We start from the raw sequence: 25,158 nt of genomic DNA on the forward strand, positions 1-25,158 counted from the left end.
TCAATAATGACACTACTATAAACTATGACATTGGTGAAAATAAAATTTCAAAAAGAGAGGATGTTGAAATACCTCCAGCTGCATAGTTAAAATTGCCCAACTGTCAGATCAGATTCAAACTATTACAATTAACGTTTAGTGGTTGATTTATATTTTGATTTCTTAGGATCTTGTTTTATAATCTGTTTTTGTGGGATATTATTAATAGTTTGCAATGTACTTTTATTGCGTGATGAAACTCTCTCTTTAAATTCCTGTTTAATATCATTGGGAGCTTTCCAAAGATAATCTTTTGTAACATCTTGATATATTTTATCCCAATCTTGATTCTTTAAATTACTAGGCAAGGAGTCTAAATATTTAGATATCTCATAAGCCGATTTGTATTTTGGAGACATCTTTTCTAAATCTTCAAACTTATTTTTTGCAATCTGAATATCTTTATTAAGCAAAGCTATATATGCATCTCTTTCGATTTGATCTAAAAGTGGTATTTGTTGCAACTCCTCACTAAGTGTTTTAATTTGTGCACTATCAATTGTTGTAGGATAAAGTAATTTTAAAATTAATGAGTATTGTTCAGTGTCATTATGATGTTGTACAGTATTCAATGTTCTTCTATTTTCTAAATATTCTTTGTACTGTTTTTCAATAAATTCTTTTTCTTGTCCATAATAAGCATAAAGCATACTGTCAGATTTTTTTGAACTTCTAATCATTTTCCTTTCAACTTTTTTTAATTTTTTTTCAAATGATTGTATAAAATCTAAAGAATTATCGTCCGTAATAACATCTGTAACGCGATATTCATCCATTACAGGAATTAATTGAGGCTTGAATAGAATTGTGGAATCATGTTTAATTAAATTCCCGTTCAGATTAGTATTTCGATTGATATTATCAGGGGTATCTCCTTTGAAAGTTCTTATGAAATCAATAATTTTTTGATAATCGGCATATGTATCAACATTGAAACTGGTATTATTAGGGATATTAAATTTAGCTCCTAGTCCAGTTATTCCTATTGTTTTAATAGAAATATTTACATGTTTGTTATTTATTTGGGCATCAGCTGCAATTGCTGGTAAGCTGCTTATATTAATATTTGATTTACTCGAAAAATTATAAAAAGTAATTTCAGCTCTTATGCCAATCGCATGTCTAATTTTAGGTAACCCTGGGCAATTATTATCAGTATACTGTAAGTAATCAATAATAATATATTTAGCTTTTGCCCCGAGTGTACTATTGATGCCAAACGCTTTAATAGCAGCTGTATTATCTTGATCAAAGACATAATGTCTGAACTGGAAGCCTGATGTAAGATCTTTTACCATCAAAGGAAACTGAAAAAAACATTTTTCAACTCCTACCTGTCTCAATTTTCTTATTTGCTCATCTCTTATGTTGTCTTTTCCATCAACATCGAATAATTTCATGGTAGGGACACCATTTTTTATACAGAATTCTCTTTTTAATATTTCTTTATTTATAGAATCCTTATATGATTTTACACTTATACTGTCCATCTTATTTTTTAATAACAAAGACAGTAAAGGTTTTTCTTTAGGTAAAACTTGATCAATCGTTCCAAATCTCGAAATAACATGATTTAAAATTTTGTAATTTAAAATTGCTTTGTCATAATAGTTCTGATCAGCGGTAATGGCATTAATATATATATTAGGACTCTTTTCACTTTTTTCTTGTGCTATAATAGTGGTTGCTCCTAACACAATCATCATTAAGAATAAAATTGTTTTCATGGTTTATATTTTTTAGTTAAAAGATTTCGTCTTCATCATATTCTTGATAATTAATTCTCAGGTGGATTATTTTAATACTTTGAAGATGTTTGAGTTTAAATTTTAATTTGGTTTTTCCCATTTTGCTAACTTTAGTTTGTTTTAAATTATAGTAAAAACACGTTTTTTTAGAATGTCCAAAACGTTATATAATGTTTTATGTATACTGGAAATATGATTAAAATCAAATGGTGTTATTATTAAGAATATTATGGATTCTTAATTACTGTCTGCTTTGAAAGTAAACGAAACTTTTTTATCATGTGTTTGGAATTTGTGGCTATTATAGTTCCTAAATTTAGGGATTTTTGAATAAATTAGAATACCACAAAAGGGGTATTTTTTACTTAATTGATTAAGGTTTTTCAGAGTAAATGTGAAAAATAGTACTTCAAAGTTTTTTAGTTTATAATAGTAATAATATGAAGTACTTTTTATTTTTTTTAGATTAACATTTTGATGTTTTCAAAAAACGATACTAAGTTAATTATCACTGCTAAGGAAGTCTTCTCTTTGACTATATTATTTATAAGATATCGTTATGAAACTATTAGAATACATAAAAGAGTAAAAAGTTTGAGATAAGACCTTTGAGATTTTGTATTTTGGAAGATTGCTAGTTCTGCTTTAAAATAGTTTCTCTAGGTTTACATTTAATTGATATACAAATTTGACAATGTGCTTGTATAAATTTTTTTGAATAGATTTAATGAAAATTATTTACATAGAATAATTTTTATAATTAAAAACTAATATATCATTTTATGAGTTTCAAGTTACTAGCAATACGTCCTTTAATTGAATGTGAATCAATTTTTCTTAAAAATCTAAGAAAAAACTGTATTTACAGATTTTACAACGAATATGATTATGAATTTTTGGATAATGATAATGAAAAGGTTTCTGCAATTGATGTACAAAACAGATTTTTAGAAAGTGAAAATCAAAAAGAATTAGAGTATTATGAAATAACAACAATACAATATATTCAAAAAGTACCAGATTTTTTTTATGGAAAAAATGTAAGCGTATCTGCAATTGTCGGAAAAAATGGAAGTGGAAAAAGCACTTTGCTTGAACTTTTGTATTCATTCATTTTCAATATCAGTAAAAAAAGCAAAATATTGAAGTTTAAGTATGGTGAAGTGAACTATAATAAAATAGATTTGGAAATTTATTATTTATATAATAATGAATATTATAAAATTGTACATAAGAATACAGCTTCAGAGGTTAAAACTACTGTTTTTAAAGCCATTGATAATGATAATTTTATCAAAGTAAAAAATGTAACTGAAATTTTATTTAAGTTTTATTCATTAGTGATTAATTATAGTATTTACAGTCTGAATAGTAAAGTTTCAGGAAACTGGGTTAAAACACTATTTCATAAAAATGACGGTTATCAAACTCCAATAGTAATCAATCCTTTCAGAAATGAAGGTAATGTAGATGTAAATAATGAATATAATTTAGCTCAAGCAAGGTTAATACTCAATCATTTTGTTATTGAAAATGACACTTTGGTTGACGGTATAGAGCTATACAAAGTAAATTATTTTCTGAATATTACCAAAGCTCAATATATAGCTAATGATCAATCTGAAGGAGGAAAAGAAAAGTTAATCATAGATGATATCATCACATTTGTTGATATAAATAAATTTGCAGGGCCAAATAAAATCTCAGATCTCATAGACATTATTTTTAGTAAAAAAAATAGTGCAGCAATTAAGTCATTAAAGCTGTTTATTAGAGGAAGAGTTGAAGACAGGAATTTTTTATTAAATGACTTATTTATAAACCATCAAGAAAAAATTAGCTATCTATGCTTATTGTACATTTTTAAAAAGCTGAAAAGAATTTCATACAATTATGATGAATATAAAAAATATCACTTTTTATTTTGGGGGGATAATGACATTTTTAAAATTGATATTGAAAAATTTAAAAAAAATTTAAGAAAAAAGACTGGAGTTGAAAGTCTAGATGAATCTCTTCCTATTAGAATATTTGATTTTCAAATTCTGGAGTCCTTTAAATCTTATATCCAAAAACATCCTATATTAAATTTAATTGATATTAATTTTGAAGAAAAGATCCTTGAAATTATAAATTTATCTTCTAAACAAAATCATTCAAATATCAATAATGTTGTTGATTTTGTATTTGATAAGCTTAGCGATATCGTTGATAATAATAGAATAATTGTTTTGTCAAACTATATTGCTGATTTAAGTAGAGACAATACACACATTACATTTAAGTTCAAGCAAGCTATCAACTATTTTATTAGTAATATTTTTGGTTTGATAAATATTAAATCTACATTCGATGAAAATAATCAAATAAATAAAGACTTATACAATGTTGAGATTGGAAAAAAGTTTTTAAATAAAGATATTTATAATATTCCCATTTCTTTTTTTGAGCCAGAAATATTAATGAAAAAAAATGGAAAAGAATATCCATTTAATAGGCTTAGTTCAGGAGAACAGCAGATGATTCATTCAATACTTAATATTACTTATCATCTTTATAATATCAAATCAATAGAAGAAAAAGGTAGAAAAAAAGTATATAAGTATATTAATATCATTTTTGATGAAGTTGAGTTATATTTTCATCCTGAATTCCAAAAAAATTTTATTAGTAATCTTATTCAAAATTTAACTATTTCAGAATTTAAAGATTTTTCTTTTAATATTATTTTTTCTACACATTCTCCATTTATACTATCAGATATTCCAACCGAGAATATTTTAAGATTAAGCGAAGGAATACCATTAAGTAGTAATGATGGAGCAAATTCTTTTGGAGCAAATATTCATGACTTATTAGCAGATGAATTTTTTTTAGGAGGTAACACAGTAGGAAAGTTTGCAAGTAATAAAATAGATAAAATTATTAATCAAGTTTATTGCCAATATAAAATAAACGAAATTAATAATGATATTGAAAATTCATATTTTTCTGCTAAGACCAATGCTGTTTTAATAAAGTTAAAAGAAGAGATAGAAAATGAATTAAAAGATTTATCATTATATAAAAATCAGGATATTTCAAAAATCATTTCTATGATCGGGGAGCCATTAATAAGTAAGAAATTGGATGAAATGTTTAAAGAAATATCTAAATAGATCTTATGCTATATATTAATGAATATTCTGAGGCACTAAACTTCTACAAAGAGACTGTTCCATGCTGGCTTAAAGTTAAAATCCATGGCAAAAAACCTTCTAAAAAAGGAGAAAAGCGTACATGCGATTATTGTAAGCGTACAGATTGTAAAAATTTGAAAACTAAACTTCATCAACATACTTTCAGTAAGCGAGTAAAAGATTTTTTTACTTTAGATGTTATAGATCAATTATTAATGAATGAGCCTCATCTATTAGTTGATTTGGATGATAAATTTGATAAGGAAAATTTCAGTAAAGATGATCGTGAGGCATTATATAGTCTTTTTAAAGAATCAGGTTATAAAACATATTTTCAGACTAATAATGGGAAGCAATTTTTAAATCATTTAAATCGGTCAACTTGCACATATTGTAATAGAAATTATACATTGTCAATAACATCAAAGTATGCGTCAGCCCAACTTGACCATTGGTTTCCAAAAGATAAATTTCCGATTTTAGCACTATCATTTTACAATTTGATTCCCGCATGCTCATCTTGCAACCATATGAAAGGAAGCACGGATAAAAATAAAGATTGGTGGAGAGGTGAAGCTTTGAGTAACTTGCTACACCCTTATTTTGCTGAGTCTAACCATAAATTTAAATTTGATTTTAATTTTGATAAGAATACAAAAAAGCTTTTTGTTCTCTTCAGGGATATAGAAGGAAATAAAACTCTAAAAACACTAAAATTTAATCTTATTGAAGATATTTATCAGGCTCATGCTCAATTGGAACTTAAAGACCTTTATGATCTTAGGAAAAAATATCCCCAGAATTATCTCAAATATTTATTAGATAAATTGCATGAAAAGGAACCTTCTGAAGCTGAGAAATATAGACTACTTTTTAATATAGAGAAAAATGAAGAGGATTATCATAAACGTCCTTTTAGTAAATTTAAAAATGATATTATTGAAAAATTGTTAAGCCTTTGATATGATTTGTGAATTTGCAAAGTAAAATTTAAATCCTTTTTGATTTACATCATCCTAGATATAAATTTTTTTATGGGATCTATGTTAGCTCATTTATCTATGTATTCTTGTGGAATTATATCTACTTTCTTGTTTAGTAGGACTTTTGCATTTGTAGATATTCTTACTTTCCATTCTTTTTCTAATTCTGTCAATTACAAAAGAGGATATGAAAAACTAATAGTTATTGTGAACACTACACAAGTTAATGCTAATTAATAGAGTATAACCTTGGTTTAAGAAATGATTTTAGTACCAGCAGATAATGCTTATTTTAATAAAAGTTATCTTAACGTTGTTTTGGACACTATAATTATGAATACAAAATTCCATTATTATCTTTCTCATCAATCGTAGTTTTACGACACTTTTTTAAGTTTTTCAAAATTAGTATATGTGGTATTATACATTTGTCTATATTTGGTGATATAAACACAAATACCACAGTATTAATGAGAAAGAATACTTCCAATTCTGAAAAGATTTCAGAGAACCATATAGCAGGTATTAACCGTGTGGTTAAACTTGATATTGTGGTTGAAGGGAAATCTATCAGTCATTTTAAACACTTCCGTTTACAGCAGAGTGCCAGAACCCATCACTATTTTGAACTGACTTTAGCTCATGATTCTTTGGGTGAAGTACAGAACCATAATCTTGAAGAAGCCCAACAATTTTTAGGAAAACGAATTACAGTAACATTTAAATATAAAGATGCTGAAAACGAAAGCCCTGAAAGAACTTTTGTTGGTGTCATTACAAAGATTGCATTTAGTCAGGAGCAAATGAGCCTTGGTAATATTGTGCTTAAAGGCTACAGCCCAACAATTCTGATGGATTCAGCTCCACATACTCAGAGTTTCGGAGGTAATCAATCTGTAAATACTGCTATCATTGCAGATAGAATTATTAAGGAAGCATTAGGAACGAGTATATTTGATTTCAGAATAGAAACTCAAAATAAGGGTTATATCAATTACAGTGCACAGTATTGTGAAACACATTACAATTACCTGACAAGATTGGCAGAAGCTTACGGAGAACAATTTTACTATGATGGGTACATATTACATTTTGGAAAACTCCCTCCATCTGAAAAGCCTATACAGCTTATCTATGGAAGCAATGTTACAGATGTACAGGTAGAATTAAAAGCAGTACACACTAAACCTGAATACTTCGGTTATAATAGCAGTAGTCATGCTAAAATGAACGGTTCTAACAATGAGATTAAGCATTTAGGAGACCTATCATCCAAAGCCTATGAGTTGAATGATAATATTTTCAGAACAAGGTCACTTACTCCCACTCCTATCAATGCCAATATGTTTTTGGATGTGGATGACTCTCAAAAGAGTGCAAGAGGAAGTAAAGCAGTAGAAGTTTTTACGGTTTCAGGAAAAACAACAGTTCCTTTTCTGTTCATAGGGTGCGTTGCAGATATAGACATGAGAAATCAGGATAGTAATCAGACCTCCCATTTCACAACCCTAATGATGACAGAAATAAGCCATGAAGTGGATGCCAGAGGTTATTATACAGGAAGTTTTGAAGCTATAGCCGAGGGAACAGGCTTTATGCCTAAACCTGATTTTGTTACACCTAAAGCAGAACCACAGGTAGCTACGGTCATTTCTAATGCAGACCCTTTAAATCAAGGCAGAATACAGGTGCAGTTTGATTGGCAGTTGAATGATACTACTAATTTTATCCGAATGATGAGCCCAGATGCTGGTGGCACAGATGCAGTAAGCCAGAATAGAGGCCTTGTAACTGTTCCAGAAATTGGAGACCAAGTGATGGTCAACTTTGAATATCATAATCCTGATTTCCCTTTCGCAATGGGTGGAATGTTCCACGGTGGTGTAGGCTTGGGAGGTGGTATGGATAACCGTGTAAAATCCCTACAGACCAGAAGTGGCCATAGGCTTGTCTTTACAGAGGATGAAAGTATTTTACTGACCGATAAAAGTGGTAATGAGCTCAGATTTGATACAAAGGGAAGTAACATCAACATTACTGCCCATGAAACCATTACTATAAAATCTAAGAACCTTAAGTTTGATATTGAAGAGAATATTGAAACCAAGGCAGGAAAGAATATGGATACCAATGTGGGGCAAAATATAAAGATTATTGCCAAGCAGGAGATAAGCCAAGACAGTGGCAAGAAGACTATTATCAATGCTGGAACTAATACTGAAATTTCAGCAAGAGCCCACTTAGACTTGTATGGCAAAGAAAAATTCATAGGATATACTGATGGACAGACAGAGTTCGGAGCAAAAGACAGAATGCATGTATATGGAGCTAACTCATTATTAACAGCTAAAGATAAGATTGAGTACAAAGCTCCTCAAATGAATAAGCTCCCTCAAAATGGTGAGTTTGAGTATACTAAAGAAAAGCAAATAGTAAGTGCCCAATGGATGGATGCAGATATGAATAAAGAAATTGCAATGGCATCTTATGATGAGGAAATAAGTTTATTGGTTTATACTAGAAACTATGAAGAGGGAGAATCGATTACACTAACTGTATACGAAGTAGATGATAAAGACATAAATAATGGAGAGAAGGAAATAACTCTTACGGGGAATGTTAAAAAAGATGGTTTTGCAGAGTTAAAGAGAAGTGTAAAAGTAGAAAAACAACAAGCTTAATTGTTAAAGTCATGGGAGATACTAAAATATTAGCTATACGGGAATTAAAAGACTCTAAGCCTGTTAAGATTGTGCAGAGAGAAATCTATTTAACTTTTGATGATGGAATACAAGCAGGAACGGAAGAAGTCTTACAATTATTAAAGGAAAAAGGAATCAAAGGAACATTTTTCTTAACGGGGATACATTTATATTACTTTATTGAGAAAAGTAAGGATAGAAAGAGAGCTTTAGATGTATTAAAAGATATATATGAAAATCACGCTATAGGTAACCATAGCTATTCACATGTAAATGATTTTTATAAAAATGCCTATAAGGAAGGGATTAAATATATAGGAGATGGAAGTAAACCAGAAGATAAAAGAAGTGTATTTACTGATTTTACAAAATGTAAAGAACAAATTTTATATTACTTAGATGAAATTTATGGAAAAGGAGCTATAAAGAATAGGAGTGTTCCTTTATCTAAAAATCAGACTGTCCCATTGGCTAGATTTCCAGGAAGAAATACCTGGCATACTAAAGAGTTTGTAGATATTGATTCCGATAATAGTAAGGATACAAAAGATGAAGCCAAAGAATTATTTGAAAAAAGAGGATATCAAGTATACGGTTGGGATTGTGAATGGAATATAAAGAGTTGGGATTTTAAAAATGCTTCTGTTGCAAAAGTTCAGGAAAAAGTTACTAATAAAACTATGGATTTTGGTAATGATGATGATGTCCATCCTTATTATGATATGTACTCGAAACAATATATTGGATTTGATAGGGTTTCAGAATCTTGGGAAACTGTTCGTGATGAACTATTAGATATGTCTTATTATGGAGGTTTATGGGATGCTGTTGGAAAGAAAAATGGAAAAGTTATCTTGTTAATGCACGAAAGAGCATTCAGAAATGGAAAATTAGTTAATGGAGTTGTAGATTTGAAAAACAAAGATGAAATAAACAAATTGGGGCAACTTATTGATTATTTTCAAAAACGGAAAGCTGATTTTAAAACATTAGATAAATACTAACTATGAAAAAAATATTTTTAAGAATGTTATTACTTCTTTGTACTGCTTTATTTATTGTAGGATTGTATTTTTATCCGTTTGAAACTAATAAACAGTGTGGAGAGCTCTCATTATGCTGGGTTAAATTTGGCGTATATGAGTATGATTATGACTCAGAGGTGGGAAAGGCTTATTTTGGTAAAGATATCCAGTTTTATAGAAAGGTTGGAGGTTTCTGGGAGTATATGGGATTGAAAGAAATAGATTGTCATAAAAAACAATAAAAGAATGTCTCAATATATAACAGATACCACCCAACTAAAGTGTGATAAAGGAGCTTCACGAACGCCGCTCACAGTAACAAGTCAATCCTTTATGAGCATTGATGGAAAACTACAGGCCACAGAAGAGGACAAACAGCCCAACATTAACATAAAACCCTTTGGAGTATGTAGTATTTTAAGATCTTCCTGTACTCCTTCACCAATTAAGTGGGATAATACCTCTGATTTTGAGATTGAAGGTAAAAAGGAGCTATTAGACAATTCTACCTGTCAGTGTTCTGTTGGAGGCGAAATTTCGGTTGTAAATATTAGTCAAAATTTTGTTGAAGAATGATACTGTTTTGCAAGGTGGGGAATAATATCTTGTATAGCCAAAGAAACATTCAAATAGCTAAGTTTTTTTGCATATCTAAAGGGACTGAAAGTAAAAATTCACCATTGTTAAGTAGACTTTTTTAAGATATTTAACTTAGAACTCTAATTGTGGCTATTTAAGAGGAGAGTATCTATAGGTAAATTAATACATGCTGATCAGATAATTTTTGGACCGACACTAGTGAGTGCATATGAGCTATGTTATATCATGTTGTATTTTTGATTTATTTCAAAATTTATACGTAAATTAAAATAGAAGGTGGTTGTATTTTCAATCATTTGGAATGAAAAATTGATATTTTTTAATATTTCAAAAAAAAGGATTGTCCATTTTTGATATAAAATTACTAAAATGAAGGAATGTTTTTTATTGTGGATTTCCGTATTTATAGATAAATATTTCTAGTTATTTTTAATTTAAAAGAAGAACTGAAAGAAGAAATATGGTTATTTATAATCTTGATGGAATACTTAAGTGTTTGATATGAAAAGTAGATATTTTTTCTGTAGCAATATAAACTTCAATTCGGTATTTATTTGTAAATTAATCAAAAAATAATAACAAGAAAACTTTAATTGTGATTTTGGAAATTCTGTTTGCTACAGTATTTCTTTTTTCTCAAAATCTCATATCATAAACCAACGGTTCGCAAATGTACTACATATGAATTTATATACAATCCGTTTATAAGGGGTTCAACCAAAGCTCCAAAAGAGATTTATCATCCTTTTTTCACTACACTAATGTTTTACCGATGGGACAAAATTATTGAAAACCATACTAATTAGAGAAATGGCAATTAAAAAATAGTTATGCAAAATTATATTAATAAAATTTAAAACAAAACAAATCAAATAATGTCAAATGAGTTAGTTGCTTATTCTAGGGCTGGAGATATTTTTCATTATCGCTGGGCTGCTCGCCGTTGCTTATCACTAATTTATCCTATTTCTTCTTTAAAATCTGTTATTATAGAAGGCTCGAATGAGGATGGTAAACAGGGAGAATATGTTATTGATGTTTCAGAATATTATGATACAACGGAAGGAGAGACTATTATCAAGTATTATCAACTTAAGCATACAACTCAACAAAAAGATAATCCATTTGTTATTAGTGATTTAAAAGAAACGATAGAAGGTTTTGCAAAAAGATTCTCTCAACATTTGCAAGAACCTAAAGTACCAATATATTCTTTCCATATAGTTACTAACAGACCAATAGAAGCTTCTTTCAAAAAAAATATTTCCTATTTAGCTGATGGTAAAAAAGTTAATGGAAGGTTTCTGAAAACAATTGAAAAGTACAGTGGATTGACTTCTGAGAATTTATTTAATTTCTGTTCACTTTTAGAATTCCAAGATAGTGAGGGTAATTATAACAACCAAAAAAATGAATTGAGATGGGAATTGTCTCAAATTTTTGCAGGAGCAGTAGATAATGCTCAGGTTGAAAATATTGTTGCTCTTGTACAAGAAAAGATATTACCAGATTCCAATAGAATAATTACCCGAGAGGATATTTTAAAGCGTTTTGGTTTCTCTTCTGAAAAGGAACTCTTTCCAGCACCAGCAATATGGGAGGTTTCTGAAAATATTGTTGAAAGAACACAGCATTTGAAGCTTATTGAGACTATTTCAAATTCTAAATATCCGGTAATTGTGCATGCTTCTGGTGGAGTTGGTAAATCTGTTTTTTGCAGAAAACTTATAGATACTTTACCTTCTCATTCTATAGCAGTAGCTTATGACTGTTTTGGAGCAGGACGTTATCGAAATCGTAGTGAACCAAGACATAGGCATAGGGACGCACTGGTTCAAATTGTAAACGAATTAGCAGTGAAAGGATTATGTGATCCTCTTATAGTCCAAGACAGTACTTTGGATAGTAATATCATGAAGAAATTCTTATGGAGGATTGAAGCGGCTATAGAATCATTAAAAAAGACAAATGAATCAGCTAGATTATTTATATTGATTGATGCTGCGGATAATGCGGAGATGGCAGCGCAGGAAAATAGCGATCCATGTTTTGCTAAAGAACTATTACTTGAAAACATACCAGAAGGATGTAAACTTGTTTTATTATGTAGAACAGAACGAATCGATTTATTAAAGCCGTCTTCTAAAATTTCTAAATTAGAACTTACAACATTTACAAAATCAGAATCATTATTAAATCTACAAAAATGGTTTCCCGAAGCTGATCAAAAGGATGGTTACGAGTTTCATCGTTTGACAAGCGGAAATCCAAGAGTGCAGGCAAATGCTCTGAATACTAAAGCATCTAGTATTTCAGAATTACTAAATCGGCTTGGACCTGCAGGAACGACTGTTGAAAAACAAATTGAATTACAGTTAGATAGCGCAGTATCTGCAATAAAAGATTTTTTATCTGAATCATATCAAGATCAGATTCAAGCGATATGTATGGGATTAGCAAGCTTACCACCGCATATTCCTATCCAAATTTTAGCAAAAGCAGCTAGAGTAAGCCCTGATGCTGTTATCAGCTTTGTTGCAGATATTGGTCGCTCTTTATGGCTTTCTGGTGAATCAGTACAATTTAGAGACGAACCTACTGAAACATGGTTTAGAAAAACTTTTTTTGCAAAAAAGAAAGATTTTGAGTCGTACATCAGGTTGTTAGAACCATTAGCTAGTCAATATACGTATGTAGCAGAAATATTACCTCATTTATATTTACAGTCAGAGCAATATCAGAAACTGATTGATCTTGCCCTTTCAGAGGATCATTTACCACAAGATAATCCAATTGATGCAAGGAACGTAAGAGTATATAGATTGCAATTTGCATTTCGTGCTGCACTTAGGGCAAAACAATATGATAGTGCCATTAAGATTGCTATGCGTGCAGGTGAGGAAGTTGCTGGTAATCAAAGACAACTTAATTTGTTTCAAAAAAACATCGATTTGCTGGTTGCATTACAGGACAAACAACAAGTTCAGGATATTGCATTTAAGAGGTTGTTATTTGGTGATTGGAATGGTTCAGAAAATATATACACCGCTTCCTTACTTTCAGGTATTCACGAGTACAAAGGAGAAGCCAGAGGATATCTGAGAGCTGCGGTGAATTGGTTAAAAATATACTATGAGGAAGATAATGATGAAAATGATCATTATTCGCATAATAAAGTTACTGCGGGTGATGTTTTAGAAATTGCCTATTCATATTTTAATATTTATGGAGTAATAGATTGTATTGACTTTCTTAATCGTTTCAGATCTAAGAAATATGCTTTTGGAATTCTAAAAGACTTAACAAAGAGATTGATAGATCTAGATAATTTTGAAGCAATCGACAGTTTCCTTGAAAATTGCACTCAAGAACCATACTATATTCTCGCACTTGTTAGTGAACTTGCAGAAATTGGTAAAGTCCCTGAAAAAAAATACCTTCAAAATTGTGTGGTACTCCTATCTTCTTCAAAATTTAGAATAAAGAAACCGGATCAATTCTATAATAATACAAGCTTAACTTCTGCTATTGTAGCTTTTATTGAGGCGTGTGTATATAACAATTTAGAATCTCACATGCTTCTTCGAATATTAAGACATTATATTCCTGAGAGAGCTTCGTCAATGATTTACAATGGCTATCAAACAACAGAAAGAACAATTTATTTGAAAGCATTAGCTATAAGAAGTTATTTAAATGGAGAAGCCGAAATTGATATTGAAACCATTTTACCTAAAAATCTTATTGGGATAAAGAAAAAATCATACGATGATAACAATGAAATAAAAGAGTTTCGAGAAGTAATTTATGGACTATTACCATGGTACTTAATTAGAATAAAAGTTCTTAGTCAAAATATCCTGAATTTTCTAGAGGAAGTTTCTGCTGCTCAACAAAAATCAAAAGAATCAAGGGCTAGAAGATATAAATCCCATGATACTTTAGAAAATGAAATAGCATTTATTCAGTCATTGATTTTGATTATATCTACTAGGATAGAACGCAATGATTTATCTTGTTTTTATGAAAATTACATCGAAGACAATAAGAATTTATGGATTCCTGATGAACTTGCTCTTGTTAGAACAGCATTTAGAACATCTCATATTGCTCATATAAAAGAAAACCTTGAGTATAAACTCTATAACCGAATTAAAAGCATAACTAATAATGGTCCGGAAGAAACAGCTGAAAGATTTATCGGATTGGCAAGAGCTGTATTTAATACAGCCCCTGAAGATGCTAGTATTTATTTTGAAGAAGCTGTAAATATAGTGTCAAAATTTGGTGATGAAATTGTATTAAGATGGGAAAGCTTAGTCTCCATTTCTAAGCAAAGTTGTTTATCAAATACTGTTTCAGATCAGCTTGCATACCGGTTCATTCGTTGTGCGGAAATAGTAGCGGAGTATGCAGGTGATAGGGATTGGAATAGCAACGAAGCAATTGCTGTTTGTACAAAAATGTCTAGTGGGATGGGATTAGCAGGATTGAGTAGATGGCGAGATAAAAATGTGGGGGGATTTACGTCTCAGTTTAAAGCACTACTTGTAGAGCTTATAAAATCTGATAAGATTTCTTCTTCGGAAGCTTGGGGAATGTTAAGATTCTTGCCTGATCATCACCATCATGAAAATTTACTTTCCTTATGTATAGAAAAAGAAAAGGATAAAAAAATCAAGGAGGATATTTTCAGCGATGCGCTTTATCTCCTTCAAATAGAAGGGACAAGTTTTGAATATTACAAAAAAATTGAACAAATAGCATTACAAAGTAATATTGAAAGTAGTGAGCTAGATCGTATATTATCTTGTTATCAAGATAAAAAAGAAATTGTTGATCATAATCCTGATAAAATACCACCTTCACAACAGATTAAAGATGAAATGGACTGGGATGAATTATTTGGAGAGCGGGATGTTCTTAATAATGATGTATTTGAGGAGTGTATACAGTCATTGAAGGCAAAAAGAAAGCATTCTTTTATTAATATTGAGTCTTTTTGGAAGGAAATTTTGCAAAGACTAAATAGTAAAGATTATTTTAGATTTATTGATGTAGTACTGAATTCAACGATAAATCGCTATGAAATAATAACTTTTTTCAAATTACTTTCCGAGATATGGAAGAATAAAGTGAGTTTTAGAAAAAAAAGGCTATCTATTATCAATCAAATAGGGATTAATTTTGCTGTAGATCTTGCCAGCCCATACTCTTACAAAATTTTTGTAGAGGAGCTTAATTTAGATGAATCTGAAATAGATAAGCTAAAGGAAGGTATACTTGAGGGTTTGGCCAGCAGGCATGAGCTTTCCAATGCTTATATGTTCTTTGGTTTTGTAAGTGTTGCAAGTTCGCTAATTAGTTCTAACCAAGCTTTAGATTTAACCGATTATGCATTGAAAAGATTCGAACTTCATATTGAAAAAGATTTTGGAGAAGGAGAATGGTCAGATTCACTAATGACTTCAAAATCTATTAGTAATCAAATAGCTGGTTTTATTTGGGCCTCGCTTGGTTCTCCACGCTCTAAAGAACGCTGGAGCAGTGTACATAGTGTAAGGACTCTCTGTAATTTTAATTGTATAGAGATCATTGATGAATTGATTAAATGGCTAAAGGAAGAAAAAATAGGTGCCTTTGGTCATGTTAAATTTCCATTCTATCAACTTCATGCTAAAATGTATTTGTTGATTGCTTTTGCGAGAGTTTCAAAAGAATGCTCTGAATTGTTAATTCCTTATAAACATTTGTTTATCCATTATGCAACTGAAGAGCAGCATATTCTTATTCGGAAATTTGCAACAGAAATTATACTCAATATATCTGGAGATAAAAAATATGTTTTCGAACCCAAAATATTGGATAAGTTACAAGCATTTGGTAAAAGCAGTTTACCCTTGATAAATCTTGAATATGGAGAGATGGTTGATAGCTATTGGCATATTAATGAGGAAATTAATATAGAGCATGACTTTCATTTTGGCCTCGACATGGGAGACTATTGGTTTAAATGTTTGGGTGATGCGTTTGGAATACCCACAAAGCAAGTGGAAGATTTGGCAGCAGAAATAATCATAAATGAATGGAACTTAGGATATTTGAATGGTTATATGAATGATCCCAGACATATTATATGGGATCGTTCATATGGAGAGAGGGATACTTGGTATCATAAAACTGATTATCCTAGAACAGATGACGCAACCTTTTATTTGGCATATCATTCAATGATGGTTGTTGCTTCTAAATTACTTGAAAAAATGCCATTAGTTTCAAAAGGAGATTGGAATGCCGGGTTTGATTATTGGATTGAGAGGCATTTGCTGACATGTGAGGATGGATGGTGGTTGGCAGATTTTCGTGATCCCGTACCATTAAAACGTCCCGAATGGATGTTTGAGGATAGGAATAATTGGCGATCATCCATTTCTGAAAAATGCTTTTATACTGCATTAGTAACAGACTCAGAAAATGATGATATATGGATAAATGTCGAAGGTACTTGGGAAGAAACTAACCTTGATAAAAATGAAAGAGTTCTTGTTAGATCTGCACTGGTATCAAAAGATAGCTCCTCATCATTGATGAATGCATTAGAAACTTGCAGTGATCCCTATGATTATAAGTTACCCTATTATAAAGAAAAGGATATGGAAATTGATTCAAATAAATTTAAATTAAGGGGTTGGATTGTGAAAGATTATTCTTCAAAAAAAATTGATGAATATGATCCGTATGCTGATAACATAGATTATCCTCCTTATATCATAGGTGAAGACATAATAAATAAATTGGGCTTAAAATCAAATCCTATTGGAAAAAAATGGTTTTTACCAAAGTCTTTAAACGTTTCTCTTAAGTGTCAAATTTGGAGCAGCTATAGACGGAATATTACTGAAAATCCTGGCCAATCCGGTAAAATTCTAAAGGCATCGTTAAATTTTTTAAAACAATTGTGTAAAGAGTTTGATTGTGAACTCATTTTAGAAGTTGAAATAAAAAGAGATATCACATATAAATATCGTAGAGACGATGACAATTACAAATATTCAAAACCAATACAAAAACTATTTTTATTATCAGAAGATGGAAAACTCAGAACAACAGAAAAAGATTATAAACTTGGGTAAACTCTTTGTGAAGGAATTAGAGCTAGAACCAGGTGTTGATACCTTGTCACGATGGATGGCTCATTATCTTGCAGAAAAGATTTCATACGCAGAAGAATCAATAGGAATGGATAAGGATAAAGCTGAAAAGGAATGTTTTGAAATTATATTGTCATTATGGAAAAATCGACATACTCTTCCCCGGGGAAGAAGACCATTTTATAATTTTGAAAGTATTATAGATACATTAAATCAATTGAGTCCTGATAACGAAGAACCTTATTTTTATACTGCTATGCAGAGAGATGAGACTACTGAATTTGCAACAGAACATTTTGATTACAAATCAGTAGAGGATTGGTTAAATATTGTTAAGGAAATTGATAAAACGGCTAGAATATGGATTGAATATTCTTTAAAAAGGGCTGCTTCTAAAGCCATAGATAAAGATATTGGAGAATGGGTAGAAAATTCAACAGAATTGGATGATAGAGCAGATGTAACTATAATTACAACTATACTTGATAATCAATTTTTACTATATGATGAGAACAAAGAAGATTTAGTAAAAAACTCTGAAATCAAGCGATTACAAAAAAGAATTGCTGAACTTAAAAAATATTTAGAATTAAATAAGATTTTATTAGTAAACTATGAAAATGATTTAAATAATATCTTATAAATTACTTTAAAATGTCCTTATGTAAAGTCAATGTGAAATAGCAAACTAAATTCAAAAATTTGTATTCAAATGTGAAAATAACGCCTCAAAGTTTTTAATTTGAAATGGAATAATATGAAATACTTTTTAATTTGTTTTATATTAACATTTAGTTGTTCTTCAATAAAACGAAACTAGGTTAATTATCACAGCTAAGAAATAAAACAATTGATAGTTTTAAAGTTGAACTTATTGATTGTAAACTATAAGTACAAATTATGTCTGAAGTATTAGAAGAAGAGAGAATTAGAAGTGAAGAAAAAACAGATTATTTTCTTGAGGTAAGGTAGTATTGCAAATATTATAGGACAAAACCCCGTATTTATACGTTAATAAAATCCGTATAAATACGGGCGAATGTAGTCAGATAAGTTTGTAATTTTAGAATAGAAATTAAAAAGTCATGATAAATACCAGAAAGATCTATTAATTTGCTCCATACAATTTAAATAATATTACTAATTTGGGTCTATGAACTTATTTTTTAGCAAATAGTAAGTTTTTTGAGGAGGTTTTGAGCTACAACACTTCGTCTGGATCTGCTCCTAATAAATATAAAAAAAATGAGAAGATTTTTTGATGCACTTCTTGCAAATAGTATATTAACATTTCTAAAGGAATATTTTACAATTATTATTTTTGTACCTACGTTGTTAGGTGGATTGGGGCAGCTTTACCAATTAGTATCACTTGCTCCATCTCTAATAGAATACTTTTCTATTAGTCAGCTTCTAATTGATGGTATTTTAATACTTATCAGGTCCCCCTTATATATTATAGGAATTCTTTCCTATGGTTTTTATTTGGTTATTAAGAATGATAAGCGACAACGTATAAAATTCTGGATTACTTTATTCTTTGCTTTTATATTGCTAACACTAAGTATTTATAGGGATTTCGTAGATGAAAATTATTATAAACTGTTCAAAAACTTTATAGTACTTGGAATTAATATTTTTTTCATTTTTCTTTATAAAAATATGGGAAATGCAAAGACTAGTTTAAAAATTTTTGGACTAGTTATCACTGCTGTTTTATTCTCAATACTATTAAATATTTTGGATAGACAATTTGATTATAATTCTATAGAAAATATTTCTTTATTAACGGATAAAGTACAATCTCAGTATCCTAAAGCTGAATTTAGATATTATAATGATAAGTTTGTGATTTTTGAGAATACAAGTAATCAAAAATATATCATTAAAGAGTTTGGAGATTTGTTTAAGGAAAGTAATTTAAAGGATAGTACCATCATGATAAAATGAAATGATTAAACATTTTCAGGATAGCTTAAAAAGTTTACCTCAATCGAAATCGGAAAGTTAAATTAATTCTTTCGTTCATCGGTATTGTGGACTTAGCAATTCTATGTTCCCAATATTCCTGAAGGTCACCTTTCATAATGAGTAATGAACCGTGAGTAAGCGGTAAACTATATTTACTTTGATGATGATCCATTTTTCTGAAATCGAAATTTCTGGTTTGCCCAAGGCTTACTGATGCAATAATCGGTCGTTTGCCGTATTTGCTTTCTTTATCTCTATGCCAGGCAACAGAATCATTATTATGCCGGTACAAATTGAGTAAGACACCATTGAAGCGATAACCAAACTCTTTTTCAATTTTTTCTTTCAGAAACAAAAGTTCAGGAGTCCATGGATTGGTTTTCTTTTTATTATTGTCTGATTCGTTAGATTCTATACTTTCCCCATACCATGCAGTGAGACGTGGTGTTAATACCATCTTATCGTACATTTTTTGCGTACGCTGTTCCCATTGAACGGTATGTAGTAAATGATCTTTGAGTTCATCGGCTTCCTTTGGCTGAAGAAAATTTTCCCTGTGTTCCAATAGATCTTTTGGAAATTCATAAAATTCTTCTGAATTGAATAAACTGAGTTGACTCACTGTAGATTTCTTTAAAAATTTGTAGTAACAATATTCCTTTTATAAACTTTCTTTATTAGACCGATTGTTAGCGTTAAATGCTAAATTTTCTAATCTCTGAATATCTTTTCGTAGTTCTAGAAACATATCTTTTACGTTATGGTCTGGATTGTCAGGTTCAAAATCCTCTGGAAATATACCGGAAGCGTATTGCCATATCTCCACAATATCTTCTAATGGAATATCATAAGGCTTATAAAACGGATTATCAGCTGCTACGGTAATTGATTTTTTCTTCTTAGCATTGAATCTTTTGTAAGAAATCCCATCATTGAAGGTAACAAATATGTAGCTTTTACCAGGTTTCAGATCTTCAATATTTTCAACATACTTTCCGATAATATAAGATCCATCTTTAAAAGGAGGCATGGAATCTCCCTGAGCTGGAAAAGCTCGGTATTTTCCATTGGTTAAAAAAGGAAGAGTGATCCTTTGCAGCCTTTCAACATATTCCGGGTCACTGTAGCCGGATAAATAACCCATTGATGCTTTTTGCGGAACTATCTCGATACTGTTGTTTCCTAATTGGTCTACAACAACAGGTAAGACTATTCTATTATCAGGAAGTTTCAGGATTTCTTCCAATGGATATTTTCGGATATCAACAGTAAGAAGTAAATCAATACTTATATTGAAGTACTTTGAAATCTTTATTAATACTTCGTAGGGCGCTTCTGAGCGACCACTTTCATATTTGGAATACCGGTCTCTGCTGATGATTAAAATATCATTAGCAAAAGCATTCTGGGATAAACCTCGTTTACCTCTCAAAAACCTTATATTATCTGCAAAAGTTGACATTGGGACAAATTGTGCCAGCAAATATAATAATTTTGGGACAAATAGTCTCTAATTTTGTAACATGAACCGGGCAATTGTACACATGGACCTTGATACATTTTTTGTATCCTGCGAGAGGCGCAATAATACTCAGCTTCAGGGTATTCCCCTCATTATAGGAGGTGGAGACCGTGGAGTGGTAGCCTCGTGTTCCTATGAAGCTAGAAAGTTTGGAGTTCGTTCTGCAATGCCAATCCGTATGGCGCTGAGATTGTGTCCTGATGCAAAAGTGATCCGGGGCGATCATGAAATGTACTCCAATTTATCTCATACTGTAACTGAAATTATACAGGGAAAAGTTCCACTAATGGAGAAAGCAAGTATTGATGAATTTTATCTGGACTTATCAGGGATGGATAAGTTTTTTGGCTGCTATCAATGGACCAAAGAAATCGCTGAGACCGTTACTAAAGAGACTGGCCTTCCCATAAGCTTTGCACTATCGACGAATAAGACCGTTTCAAAAATTGGTGCGGGAGAGGCTAAGCCTGTAGGTAGAATGGAAATCAAAGAACTGGAAGTGCAACCATTTTTAAATCCTTTATCCATTAAAAAAATTCCAATGGTGGGTGACAAGACTTTCCAGTTGCTATCAAGAATAGGGATCCGGACGATTCATACCTTATCTGAAATGCCGGTACTTGTTCTGCAGCAAATGATTGGAGCCAACGGGAAAGAACTTTGGAAAAAAGCCAATGGAATTGATGAGAATCCTGTTATTCCTTATTCTGAAAGAAAGTCTATTTCAACTGAAAGGACTTTTACTAATGATACTATGGATATTATCGAGCTAAAACGATTGATTTCAGGAATGGCAGAACAGTTAGCCTATCAATTGAGACACGAAAAATGGCTGACTTCTACAGTGGTGGTAAAAATAAGATATGCCAATTTCGATACGGAAACCAAGCAATGCAAAGTATCTTATACTTCTGCAGATCACACCTTGTCAAGAGTTGCTCTGGAATTGTTCAATAAGGCGTATACCAGAAGAATGAGGCTTCGTTTGGTAGGGCTTCGTTTTACAGGCCTTGTTCATGGAAATCACCAGATGAATCTATTTGAAGATACTGAGGAACAGATGAGTTTATATCAAACCATGGATTATATCAAAAATCGTTTCGGATCCGATGCTGTAGGGCGGGCATCCGGCTTTGATTTCGGGAAATAATTTTAAATCTTTTCAACATGTTTATTAACTGTCATTCTTTTCATAGCCTTCGTTATGGAACTTTATCCATCGAGGAATTGGTAAAACAAGCGTATGAATCAGGAGCCAAAGAACTGGTATTGACTGATATCAATACAGTAACCGGAATTTATGATTTTAAAAAAGAATGTGAAAAGTTTAATATAAAACCCATTCCCGGGGTTGAAGTCAGAAAGGATGGTAAACTTCTTTATGTAGGTATAGCCAGGAAGTTCTCAGGAATTGGTGAAATCAACAAAGTCATTACAGGTCATAACTGCGATGGTAAAGAACTATCTGAAATAGCTCCTGAACTTAAGGAGGTATTGATTGTTTATCCGATGAGTAATATTCCCTCAGAATTGAAAGCCAATGAATATATAGGAGTAAGAATGGAGGAATTAAATTTCCTGATCCGCCCTGAATATGAAAGGTATATTTCTAAAATGGTTATTTTTCATCCTGTCACTTTTAGTACTGATGAAGAGTATGAACTGCATAAGATTCTAAGGGCAATTGATAATAATACCTTGCTTTCTAAACTTACCAAAAGAGATGCTTGCCGCAGATCGGAATATTTTATTGCTGAGCAGCAAATTGTAAAAGCATTTGAAAGATACCCTCAGATTATTGAAAATACAAAAAATATTCTTGTTGAATGCTATTTTGAATTTGATTTTAAAGAAGTTAAGAACAAGAAGTTCTATACAAAATCAAAAGAAGATGATTTGAAACTTCTCCGCAGATTAGCTTATTCAGGGTTGGAAAAAAGATATGGATTAAACCATGAAATTGCTAAAAAGAGAGTAGAAAAAGAACTGAAAGTTATCGATGAGCTTAACTTTTGTTCTTATTTTCTTATTACCTGGGATATTGTGTGTTATAGCAATAGCATGGGGTTTATGCATGTGGGAAGAGGAAGCGGTGCCAATTCCATTGTCAGTTATTGTTTAGGAATCACAGATATTTGCCCTCTGGAACTTGATCTTTACTTTGAACGGTTTCTTAATCTTAATCGTAAGACCCCTCCGGATTTTGATATTGACTGGAGCTGGCAAAACAGAGATACGATCTTAGAATATATTTTCGACAGATATGGAAAAGACCATGTTGCATTTTGTGGAACTAATGTTGAGTTTAAGTACAAATCAATTTTTAGGGAAGTTGGAAAAGTATTTGGCCTACCGAAGGAAGAATTGGATGACTTGACAAGCAAATCAATGGAAAGGCATGATCAGAATTCTGTAGTGGAATTGGTGCAGAGGTATGGTAAGTTATTGGAACAATTTCCCAACCAAAGAAGCATGCATGCTTGTGGAATATTGATTTCAGAAGAACCAATCACCAATTATACGGCATTAGAAATGCCTCCCAAAGGATTTCCAATTGTTCAGTTCGATATGAACGTGGCGGAAGATATTGGTTTAGAAAAATTTGATATTCTTTCCCAAAGAGGATTAGGGACCATTAATGACACTGTGAATCTTATTCGAAAGACAAGAGGAATCACGGTAGATATTCGGGACACAAAATTATCCAAGGATGAAGAAAGATCCAATGAATATTTGGCGATAGGAAGAACTATTGGGTGTTTTTATATTGAATCTCCAGCAATGCGAGGACTTTTAAGAAGACTAAAATGTGATAATTATAGAACATTGGTTGCCGCTTCATCTATTATTCGCCCTGGAGTTGCTCAAAGTGGAATGATGCGTGAATATATATTTAGGCATAATCACCCAGATAAATTTGAATACTTTCATTCAATATTTGAAGAACACCTCAAAGAGACTTATGGCATTATGGTATATCAAGAAGATGTTCTGAAGATTGCCCAGTATTTTGGAGGATTATCTCTAGCTGATGGAGATATTTTACGCAGGGCAATGAGTGGAAAAGGCCGTTCAATTGAGAAACTCAGAGAGGTAAAAGCGAATTTTTTTGATTCCTGCAGAAAGCTTGGGCATTCTGAACCATTAACTGCTGAAGCTTACAGGCAAATTGAATCTTTTGCCGGATATTCTTTCTGTAAGGCTCACTCAGCTTCCTACGCTGTGGAGAGCTACCAGAGTCTTTATTTAAAGGTATATTATCCGCTGGAGTTTATGGTTTCTGTGATTAATAACCAAGGAGGGTTTTATCGTACAGAAGTATACATCCATGAAGCAAAAATGTCGGGAGGAAATATCCAGACGCCTTGTGTTAATACCAGTGAATACCAAACAACACTTAAAGGAGCAGATATTTACTTAGGGTTGATGCTTCTGGAAGGACTAGAAACAAAAGTTGCTCATAGTATTGTTGAGGAACGTGAACAAAATGGAGAATACAGGTCTCTGGAAGATTTTATCAGACGCATTCCTATTGGTATTGAAACTGTACAGATTCTGATTTTTATTGGTGCATTCAGATTTACGAGGAAGCCCAAAAATGAGCTATTGGTTGAAGCTCGGATATTATTAGTGAATTTTAAACCTGAACAAAGAGGACTTATGCTGATTGAGGAGCCTGTTCAAGAATTCAAGCTTCCACAATTAAAAAGAGAACAGTTTGAGGATGCTTTTGATGAAATCGAGCTGATAGGCTTTCCTATTTCTTGCAGCTCATTTGATTTACTAAAGACCAAATATAGAGGATCTGTTTTTGTAAGAGATTTACTTCAATATCATAAGAAACAAGTAAAAATGTTAGCTTATCTTATTGCAAGAAAACATGTCCCAACGAAAAAGGGGACCATGTATTTTGGTACGTGGATCGATGTGAATGGTGATTATTTTGATACAGCCCATTTTCCTGATAGTTTGAAAAAATACGACTTTCAAGGCGGAGGATGTTATTTATTATTAGGAACAGTAGAAGTTGATTTTCATTTTCCAACCATTACCATTCACAAGATGGCCAAAATGCCGATGATTCCGGATCCTAGATATGCGTATGATAAGGAAAAACAGTATGATGTCCACAGACAAATTAAGGAAGATATCAGTATGACTCATAGAAAACCTTATCCCCAAGAACAAGAAATTGGATTGCCAAGAAAGCAATTTAAATAGATATTGCTTAAGTCAAT

14 protein-coding genes are annotated in these 25,158 nt (G+C 31.3%); 11 read left to right on the plus strand and 3 right to left on the minus strand.

Annotated elements, in window-relative coordinates:
- Positions 1-128: 128 nt before the first annotated feature.
- A complete protein-coding gene (locus tag BBI01_RS07985) occupies positions 129-1,766 on the minus strand; it encodes a hypothetical protein (protein WP_065394164.1) in 1,638 nt (545 codons plus the stop codon).
- 803 nt (positions 1,767-2,569) lie between these two features.
- Between BBI01_RS07985 and BBI01_RS07990 the strand changes: the two genes are divergently transcribed.
- The 9 genes from BBI01_RS07990 to BBI01_RS08030 all read left to right on the plus strand — a co-directional run bounded on the left by BBI01_RS07990 (position 2,570) and on the right by BBI01_RS08030 (position 19,377).
- Complete coding sequence (locus tag BBI01_RS07990) at positions 2,570-4,945, plus strand: hypothetical protein (RefSeq protein ID WP_065394165.1); 2,376 nt, start codon at positions 2,570-2,572, stop codon at positions 4,943-4,945.
- 5 nt (positions 4,946-4,950) lie between these two features.
- The gene (locus tag BBI01_RS07995) at positions 4,951-5,928 is read left to right on the plus strand and encodes an HNH endonuclease (RefSeq protein WP_065394166.1); all 978 of its coding nucleotides are present in this window, start codon (positions 4,951-4,953) and stop codon (positions 5,926-5,928) included.
- A gap of 491 nt (positions 5,929-6,419) precedes the next feature.
- The gene (locus BBI01_RS08000; RefSeq protein ID WP_123862111.1) at positions 6,420-8,630 is read left to right on the plus strand and encodes a type VI secretion system Vgr family protein; all 2,211 of its coding nucleotides are present in this window, start codon (positions 6,420-6,422) and stop codon (positions 8,628-8,630) included.
- A gap of 11 nt (positions 8,631-8,641) precedes the next feature.
- Positions 8,642-9,655, plus strand: coding sequence for a polysaccharide deacetylase family protein (locus BBI01_RS08005; protein WP_065394167.1), 1,014 nt, complete (start codon positions 8,642-8,644; stop codon positions 9,653-9,655).
- Positions 9,656-9,657: 2 nt separating this feature from the next.
- Complete coding sequence (locus tag BBI01_RS08010; protein WP_065394168.1) at positions 9,658-9,918, plus strand: hypothetical protein; 261 nt, start codon at positions 9,658-9,660, stop codon at positions 9,916-9,918.
- Positions 9,919-9,922: 4 nt separating this feature from the next.
- The gene (locus BBI01_RS08015; RefSeq protein WP_065394169.1) at positions 9,923-10,252 is read left to right on the plus strand and encodes a DUF4280 domain-containing protein; all 330 of its coding nucleotides are present in this window, start codon (positions 9,923-9,925) and stop codon (positions 10,250-10,252) included.
- Positions 10,253-11,151: 899 nt separating this feature from the next.
- On the plus strand, positions 11,152-17,409 hold the full coding sequence (locus BBI01_RS08020) for a P-loop domain-containing protein (RefSeq protein ID WP_065394170.1): 6,258 nt from the start codon (positions 11,152-11,154) through the stop codon (positions 17,407-17,409).
- Positions 17,366-18,070: a hypothetical protein gene (locus BBI01_RS08025; RefSeq protein ID WP_065394171.1), complete on the plus strand. Its 705-nt coding sequence runs from the start codon at positions 17,366-17,368 to the stop codon at positions 18,068-18,070. The genes BBI01_RS08020 and BBI01_RS08025 overlap by 44 nt, the downstream gene beginning before the upstream one ends.
- Before the next feature lie 602 nt (positions 18,071-18,672).
- Entirely contained in the window at positions 18,673-19,377 is a 705-nt protein-coding gene (locus tag BBI01_RS08030) for a hypothetical protein (RefSeq protein ID WP_065394172.1), read from the plus strand.
- Between the two features lie 34 nt (positions 19,378-19,411).
- On the opposite strand, the gene BBI01_RS08035 is transcribed toward BBI01_RS08030, so the two are convergent.
- Positions 19,412-20,020, minus strand: a complete 609-nt coding sequence (locus tag BBI01_RS08035) for an alpha-ketoglutarate-dependent dioxygenase AlkB family protein (protein ID WP_065394173.1) — start codon at positions 20,018-20,020, stop codon at positions 19,412-19,414.
- Positions 20,021-20,059: 39 nt separating this feature from the next.
- Positions 20,060-20,860, minus strand: a complete 801-nt coding sequence (locus BBI01_RS08040) for an XRE family transcriptional regulator (protein ID WP_065394174.1) — start codon at positions 20,858-20,860, stop codon at positions 20,060-20,062.
- Between the two features lie 61 nt (positions 20,861-20,921).
- Between BBI01_RS08040 and dinB the strand changes: the two genes are divergently transcribed.
- Together dinB and BBI01_RS08050 are read left to right on the plus strand one after the other, a co-directional pair.
- A complete protein-coding gene (gene dinB, locus BBI01_RS08045) occupies positions 20,922-22,070 on the plus strand; it encodes a DNA polymerase IV (RefSeq protein ID WP_065394175.1) in 1,149 nt (382 codons plus the stop codon).
- Positions 22,071-22,087: 17 nt separating this feature from the next.
- Entirely contained in the window at positions 22,088-25,141 is a 3,054-nt protein-coding gene (locus BBI01_RS08050) for a DNA polymerase III subunit alpha (RefSeq protein WP_065394176.1), read from the plus strand.
- Positions 25,142-25,158: the final 17 nt, after the last annotated feature.

Origin of the sequence: Chryseobacterium artocarpi (assembly GCF_001684975.1) — a bacterium.
GTDB classification, from domain to species: Bacteria; Bacteroidota; Bacteroidia; order Flavobacteriales; family Weeksellaceae; genus Chryseobacterium; species Chryseobacterium artocarpi.